Origin of the sequence: Streptomyces sp. NPDC002130 (genome assembly GCF_040296465.1) — a bacterium.
Taxonomy (GTDB): Bacteria; Actinomycetota; Actinomycetes; order Streptomycetales; family Streptomycetaceae; genus Streptomyces.
On sequence record NZ_JBEOXI010000347.1, the window covers coordinates 1 to 6,970 of the forward strand.

The window sequence follows — 6,970 nt, forward strand, 5'->3', positions numbered from 1 at the left end:
CGCGGGGCGCGCGGTGCGGTGAGACCCGCCGAGCGCGCGGTGCAGCGAAACCCGCCGAGCGCGCGGTGCAGCGAAACCCGCCGAGCGCGCGGTGCGGCGGGACCCGCGGGGCGCACCGGTGCTGTCTGGCCGGTGCGCGCCGCGGGTCAGGCCGGGCGGGGTCAGCCGCCGAGCTCCTGGTGGCGGGCCGCCAGTCGGCTCGCGCCCTCCTGGGTCAGGGAGCCGAACAGGCGGAGCCTGGAGATGCCGCCGTCCGGGAAGATGTCCACACGCGCGTGCGTGCCGACCGCCGGGGCCGACAGGACGAAGCGGTGGTTGGTGTCGGGCTGGAGGCGGGTGCGGGGCAGGATCTCCTGCCAGTCGCCGTCCTCGCCGTCCTTCACCGACACCGACGCCCAGCCGGCGCTGTTGCCCTTGAGGTAGGCGGTGTCGATCTCCAGGGCGCGGATCTGCGCCTGGGCGGCCAGCCGGTAGCGGATCCAGTCGTGGCCCTGGTCGCGACGGCGGCGGGTCTCCCAGCCGTCGTCCATCTTGAGGGACCGGCCCGGCTGGATGGTGTTGGAGGCGGGCGAGTAGAAGCGGTTGGACGCGTCCTCGGCCCGGCCGCCGTTCTCCAGGGCGACGACGTCGAAGGTGCCGAGCGCCTCCAGCCAGGCGGGGTCCGGGACGACCTCGCCGTGGACGCGCAGGCGCGCGATGCCGCCGTCGGGGTGCTGCTTGACCCGCAGGTGCGTGAAGCACTGCTCGACGTCGACGGCGAATCCGTTCGCCGCGTGGCCGCCGACCGGGGTGCGCGGGACGAGGGTCGTCCACTTCACGTCGTCCCCGAGGAGTTCCTCCGGCGACGGGGATCCGATGACGCGGGTGCCCTCGACGGACACGGCCTGCGGGTAGTTGCCGCGGAAGTGGGCGGTGTCGACGACGATCCCGCGGATCACGCCCGGGGCGCCGAGGCGGACCAGCGCCCAGTCGTGGTCCTCGGCGGTCGGCCAGGGGTGGCCCGCGGAGGCGCCCCGGCGGCGGCGGGTCTCCCAGCCGTCCATGATCTTGCCCTTGTGGCCGAAGTGCTCGGGGTCGAACTCGGCGGGCCCGGGCACCAGCAGGTTCTCGCGCTGGGCGAAGAACTCGTCGTTGGCGGCGATGACACCGGCACCGAGGCGCCGGTCGGCGAGGTCGGTGTACTGGGTGAAGGGGAAGTCGGCGCTGCGGTAGTCCGCGTACGGGTCGCCGCCTCCGTAGGGGTTCGCGTCGCCGGTGAAGCTGGGGATCGCCGTCACGATGATCAGGTCTTCCTTTCGGGTGTCCGGGATGGGATTCAGCGGGTCCGGGTGAGGAGCTGCCCCTTCGGTTCGGTGAACTCGCCGTCCGCGACGATGCGCTGCCCGCGCAGCCAGGTGGACTTCACGACGCCGTGCAGGGTCTTGCCCGCGTAGGCCGTGACGCGGTTGCGGTGCTGGAGGGCGACCGGGTCGACGGTGAAGGTCTCGTCGGGGGCGAGGACGGCGAAGTCGGCGTCGCGGCCCACCGCGATGGCGCCCTTGCGGTCGTCGAGCCCGACCAGTTCGGAGGTGCGCGCGGACATCCAGCGCACCACGTCCTCCAGGCCGTGCCCACGTCTGCGGGCCTCGGTCCACACCGCGGCCAGGCTCAGCTGGAGTCCGGAGATGCCGCCCCAGGCCGTGGCGAAGTCGTCGGTCTTCAGGTCGGCCGTGGACGGGGAGTGGTCGGTGACGACGCAGTCGATGGTGCCGTCGGCGAGCGCCTGCCACAGCAGGTCCTGGTTGGCGGCCTCGCGGATGGGCGGGCAGCACTTGAACTCGCTGGCGCCGTCGGGGACTTCCTCGGCGGTGAGGGTCAGGTAGTGGGGGCAGGTCTCCACGGTGATGCGGACGCCCTCCGCCCGCGCCTCGGCGATCATCGGCAGGGCGTCGCTGGAGGAGAGGTGCAGGACGTGCACGCGCGCGTGAAGGGCCTTCGCCTCGCGGATCAGCTGGGCGATGGCGGTGTCCTCGGCGTCCCGGGGGCGGGAGGCGAGGAAGTCCGCGTACTTCGGGCCCGGCTGCTGCGGGGCGGAGGCGAGCAGGCGGGGGTCTTCGGCGTGCACGATGAGCAGTCCGTCGAAGGCGGCGATCTCGGCCATGGCGCGGGCGAGGGGGTCCCGCTCCAGGTGCGGGAACTCGTCCACGCCGGAGGGCGACAGGAACGCCTTGAAGCCGAACACACCGGCCTCGTGCAGCGGCCGGAGTTCCTTGACGTTGTCGGGCAGGGCGCCGCCCCAGAAGCCGACGTCGATGTGCGCCTTGTCGGCGGCGACCTGCCGCTTGGTGCGCAGGTGCGGGACGGTCGTGGTGGGCGGCAGGGAGTTGAGGGGCATGTCGACGATGGTGGTGATGCCACCGGCCGCCGCGGCGCGGGTGGCCGTCCAGAAGCCCTCCCACTCGGTGCGGCCCGGGTCGTTGACGTGCACGTGCGTGTCGACGAGGCCGGGCAGCAGGACGTGCTCGCCCAGGTCCTCCAGGCGGGCGCTCTCCGGTACGGGCGCGTCGTACGGGAGGACGGCCGTGATCGTGCCGTGGGCGACCGCGACCGATGCGGCGCGCGTCCCCTCGGGAGTGATGACACGCGTCGAGCGAAGCACCAGTTCAGCGTCGGACACCCGAACCCCTTACTTCCAGTCACTTCCGCGTAACGGAATTCAACTTTCTGTTGAAGGAGTCTTCACTCCCTCTTCCGCGACGTCAAGGGCACACTGGACCGCGGCGCCCTTCAGTGAAAATCCTGGACGTTTCCACAAAGCGGAATTAAGCTTCCAACATGCAGAACGTAGCTACGTACAAGCGGGGAGTCAACCGACTGCCGGGTAGGCTTCTGCCCTTCCCGCCCGCCCCGAAAGGAACGCGCCGTGCCGACGTCCAGCGCCAGCACCACCGACTCCGCCCGGTCCTCCGCCAACGGCGGCGTCCAGTCCCTGGAGCGCGCCTTCGACCTGCTCGAACGGATGGCGGACGCGGGCGGCGAGGTCGGCCTGAGCGAGCTGTCCGCGAGCAGCGGCCTGCCCCTGCCGACCATCCACCGTCTGATGCGCACACTGGTCGCCTGCGGGTACGTACGTCAGCAGCCCAACCGGCGGTACGCGCTCGGCCCGCGCCTGATCCGCCTCGGCGAGTCGTCCTCCCGGCTGCTGGGCACCTGGGCGCGGCCGTACCTGGCACGCCTGGTCGAGGAGACCGGCGAGACGGCGAACATGGCCCTGCTGGACGGGGACGAGATCGTCTACGTGGCGCAGGTGCCCTCGAAGCACTCGATGCGCATGTTCACGGAGGTCGGCCGGCGGGTGCTGCCGCACTCCACGGGCGTGGGCAAGGCCCTGCTCGCCGGGTTCCCGCCGGAGGAGGTGCGCGCGCTGCTCTCCCGCACGGGCATGCCCGCCGCGACGGAGAAGACGATCACGACGCCCGACGGGTTCCTCGCGGCCCTGGAGGACGTGCGCCGGCAGGGCTTCGCCATCGACGACAACGAGCAGGAGATCGGGGTGCGCTGCCTGGCGGTTCCGGTGCCCGACTCCCCCACCGCCGCGGCCATCTCCATCTCGGGCCCGGCGGGCCGGGTCACCGAGGCGGCGACGGACAAGATCGTGCCGGTGCTCCAGCAGGTCGCCGGGGAACTGTCCGAGGCGCTCGCCAGCCAGAGCCCCGCGTAACGGGGGTGAGCGGGGGGCGGGAGCCCTGACCACCAGCAGAGCCCCGCGTAGCGCGGGTGGGCGGGGGGCGGGAGCCCTGACCACCAGCAGAGCCCCGCGTGACGTGGGCGAGTGAGGGACGGCATGTGCCCTGACCGCGGGCCAGCGGGGCGAAGGGCGCCCCGGCCCTGCCCCCCGCTCGTTCCGCTCGTCGGCCGGAGCCCGACCTGCACGACAGGGGCGAATCCAGGGTGGCGGGCGCCCCTAGCCCTGGCCCCGCACGGGCCCCCCGAAGAGATCCACCGCCCGCCGGACCTCCGTCAGCTCGGCGGACAGCGCGCTCACCGAGCCGATCGCGCCCGCGATGAGCAGGAGGGAGCGGCGCAGTCGGGGGATCTCGGGGATGCCGTCGGCGGCCATGGCGGCCACTGCGGCCAGTTCCTCCTCGGCGATGGTCCGGTCGGCGAACTCGCCGGGATGGGCGGCCAGTCGGCGGCGCAAGCGGGACACGGCGGAGCGCAGCTCCGTCACGCGCGGGTCCTCGCCACCGCCGGCCACAGGCCCCTGCCGCTTCTGCTCGACGCTCCGCAACACAGTCCTCCCCCTCGCACCTCGTCGTGCGCGTGTCCGTCCGACGCGAAGTCCCCCGCACCGGGCAGCCGTCGGGCGCCCGGCCGGTCGGTGCGGGCGACAGTAAACGACGCGGACTGCCGGGCGCCAGTCCATTGCGTCATCGACTTGTTTCGCTGAGTGACTTTCTGGCCCTGGGCGCACGCCTGTCCGACGCGCGCCTCGCGCCGTCGTACCCCTGTACGGGGCGTGCGGTATGCAGGAGCCATGACGACACGGGAGACGACGGGCGGGGCAGGGGCGGTTGCGGGACTGCTGCTCGCGGCCGGTGGCGGGCGGCGGCTAGGCGGACGGCCCAAGGCACTGCTCCCGCACCGGGGGCGGCCCCTGGTGGAGCACGCGGTGCGGGTGCTGCGGGAGGGCGGCTGCGCGGCCGTCCACGTCGTCCTGGGCGCACAGGCGGACGACGTGCGCGCACGGGCCTCCCTGCCGGGCTGCACCCTGGTCGACAACCCCGACTGGGCGCAGGGCATGGGGTCTTCCCTGCGCGCCGGACTCGACTCGCTCGCCGGCACGGGCGCCCGGGCCGCCCTGGTGTCCCTCGTGGACCAGCCCGGCATCGGGCCCGAGGCGGTGGCCCGGGTCCTCGCGGCGTACGAGGGCGAGGGGACGCTCGCCTGCGCCGCGTACGACGGTGCTCGCGGCCACCCGGTGCTGTTCGGCGCCGCCCACTGGGCGGGCATCGCCGCGACCGCGCAGGGGGACCGGGGGGCACGCGCCTATCTGAAGGAGCACCGGCGGGCGATCGCCCTCGTCGAGTGCGGGGACGTGGCCCGGCCGTTCGACATCGACACCGAAGCCGATCTGACCCACCTGGAGTGAACGGGTTGGCACGGAGCGCCACCTTGCCTCGACTCAGAGAATCTCGACATCAACAGACGATTGAACTTCCACCATGAGGAAACTAGTATCCACTGTTCAGAAGCGCCCGTCTTCCCCCAGCTCTCGGCTTCGCTCGAGCCGGGGGGCACCCCCATCGCGGGCGCCGAACGCCGTATCCGGGAAGACTGGCACCCGGTGCCGAGCACGCCGGCTCGTCTTCACAGCTCGCTGAAGGAAGTGACCGTTCATGTCCGCTCCAGCGCCGTCCCCGCTGGCCATCGTCGACGCCGAGCCCCTGCCCCGGCAGGAGGAGGTCCTCACCGAAGCGGCGCTCGCCTTCGTGGCCGAGCTGCACCGGCGGTTCACGCCCCGGCGTGACGAACTCCTCGCCCGCCGCGCCGAGCGCCGCGCCGAGATCGCCCGCACCTCCACCCTCGACTTCCTCCCGGAGACCGCCGCGATCCGCGCCGACGACTCCTGGAAGGTCGCTCCGGCCCCGGAGGCGCTGAACGACCGCCGGGTCGAGATCACCGGTCCCACCGACCGCAAGATGACCATCAACGCCCTCAACTCGGGCGCCCGGGTGTGGCTCGCGGACTTCGAGGACGCCTCCGCGCCCACCTGGGAGAACGTGGTCGGCGGCCAGCTGAACCTCGGCGACGCCTACACCCGGAACATCGACTTCACCGACCCGAGGTCCGGCAAGTCGTACGCCCTGAAGGCGAACGAGGAGCTCGCCACGGTCGTGATGCGCCCGCGCGGCTGGCACCTGAACGAGCGTCACATCGTCGACGCCGACGGCACCCCGGTGCCCGGCGCGCTCGTCGACTTCGGCCTGTACTTCTTCCACAACGCCCAGCGCCTGCTGGACCTCGGCAAGGGCCCGTACTTCTACCTCCCCAAGACGGAGTCCCACCTGGAGGCGCGCCTGTGGAACGAGGTGTTCGTCTTCGCTCAGGAGTACTGCGGCATCCCGCAGGGCACGGTCCGCGCGACCGTCCTCATCGAGACGATCACCGCCGCGTACGAGATGGAGGAGATCCTCTACGAGCTGCGCGACCACGCTTCCGGGCTGAACGCGGGCCGCTGGGACTACCTGTTCTCCATCGTCAAGAACTTCCGTGACGGCGGCGCCAGGTTCGTCCTGCCGGACCGCAACGCGGTGACGATGACCGCCCCGTTCATGCGCGCGTACACCGAACTCCTCGTCCGCACGTGCCACAGGCGCGGCGCCCACGCCATCGGCGGCATGGCGGCCTTCATCCCATCCCGCCGGGACGCCGAGGTCAACAAGGTCGCCTTCGAGAAGGTCCGCGCCGACAAGGACCGCGAGGCCGGCGACGGCTTCGACGGCTCCTGGGTCGCCCATCCCGACCTCGTGCCGATCGCCATGGAGTCCTTCGACAGGGTCCTCGGCGACAAGCCGAACCAGAAGGACCGGCTGCGTGAGGACGTCGACGTCAAGGCGGCCGACCTCATCGCCATCGACTCGCTGGACGCCAAGCCGACGTACGCGGGTCTGGTCAACGCCGTGCAGGTCGGCATCCGTTACATCGAGGCCTGGCTGCGCGGCATGGGCGCGGTCGCCATCTTCAACCTGATGGAGGACGCGGCCACCGCCGAGATCTCCCGCTCCCAGATCTGGCAGTGGATCAACGCGGAGGTCGTCCTCGACAACGGCGAGCAGGTCACCGCCGACCTGGCCCGCAAGGTCGCCGCCGAGGAGCTGGCGAACATCAGGGCCGAGATCGGCGAGGAGGCCTTCGCGGCCGGCAACTGGCAGCAGGCGCACGACCTGCTGCTGACGGTCTCCCTCGACGAGGACTACGCCGACTTCCT

Annotated in this window: 6 protein-coding genes; 3 read left to right on the top strand and 3 right to left on the bottom strand. The window is 72.1% G+C overall.

All coding sequences use genetic code 11. The features are described from left to right. Positions 1–161 precede the first annotated feature (161 nt). Positions 162–1,277, bottom strand: coding sequence for an allantoicase (gene alc, locus ABT116_RS37750; protein ID WP_351643802.1), 1,116 nt, complete (start codon positions 1,275–1,277; stop codon positions 162–164). A gap of 38 nt (positions 1,278–1,315) precedes the next feature. After that, positions 1,316–2,656 (bottom strand): allantoinase AllB, encoded by a 1,341-nt coding sequence (allB, locus tag ABT116_RS37755; RefSeq protein ID WP_351643806.1) that lies wholly within the window; start codon positions 2,654–2,656, stop codon positions 1,316–1,318. A 246-nt stretch (positions 2,657–2,902) separates the two neighbouring features. Here allB and ABT116_RS37760 point away from each other — a divergent pair, with 246 nt between their 5' ends. Next, complete coding sequence (locus ABT116_RS37760; RefSeq protein ID WP_351643810.1) at positions 2,903–3,700, top strand: IclR family transcriptional regulator; 798 nt, start codon at positions 2,903–2,905, stop codon at positions 3,698–3,700. Between the two features lie 243 nt (positions 3,701–3,943). Here the strand turns inward: ABT116_RS37760 and ABT116_RS37765 are convergent, their stop codons facing one another. After that, entirely contained in the window at positions 3,944–4,273 is a 330-nt protein-coding gene (locus ABT116_RS37765; RefSeq protein WP_351643815.1) for a DUF5955 family protein, read from the bottom strand. A 243-nt stretch (positions 4,274–4,516) separates the two neighbouring features. On the opposite strand from ABT116_RS37765, the gene ABT116_RS37770 reads away from it, so the two are divergent. Both ABT116_RS37770 and aceB read left to right on the top strand, forming a co-directional pair. Continuing rightward, a complete protein-coding gene (locus ABT116_RS37770) occupies positions 4,517–5,131 on the top strand; it encodes a nucleotidyltransferase family protein (RefSeq protein ID WP_351643820.1) in 615 nt (204 codons plus the stop codon). A gap of 247 nt (positions 5,132–5,378) precedes the next feature. After that, positions 5,379–6,970, top strand: a 1,592-nt coding sequence (gene aceB / locus ABT116_RS37775; RefSeq protein WP_351643827.1) for a malate synthase A, incomplete at its 3' end; no start/stop codon positions are given.

Bases quoted from the DNA above. Each gene is read 5' to 3' on its own strand.
- ABT116_RS37770 (WP_351643820.1), top strand. From the start codon at position 4,517: ATGACGACACGGGAGACGACGGGCGGGGCAGGGGCGGTTGCGGGACTG.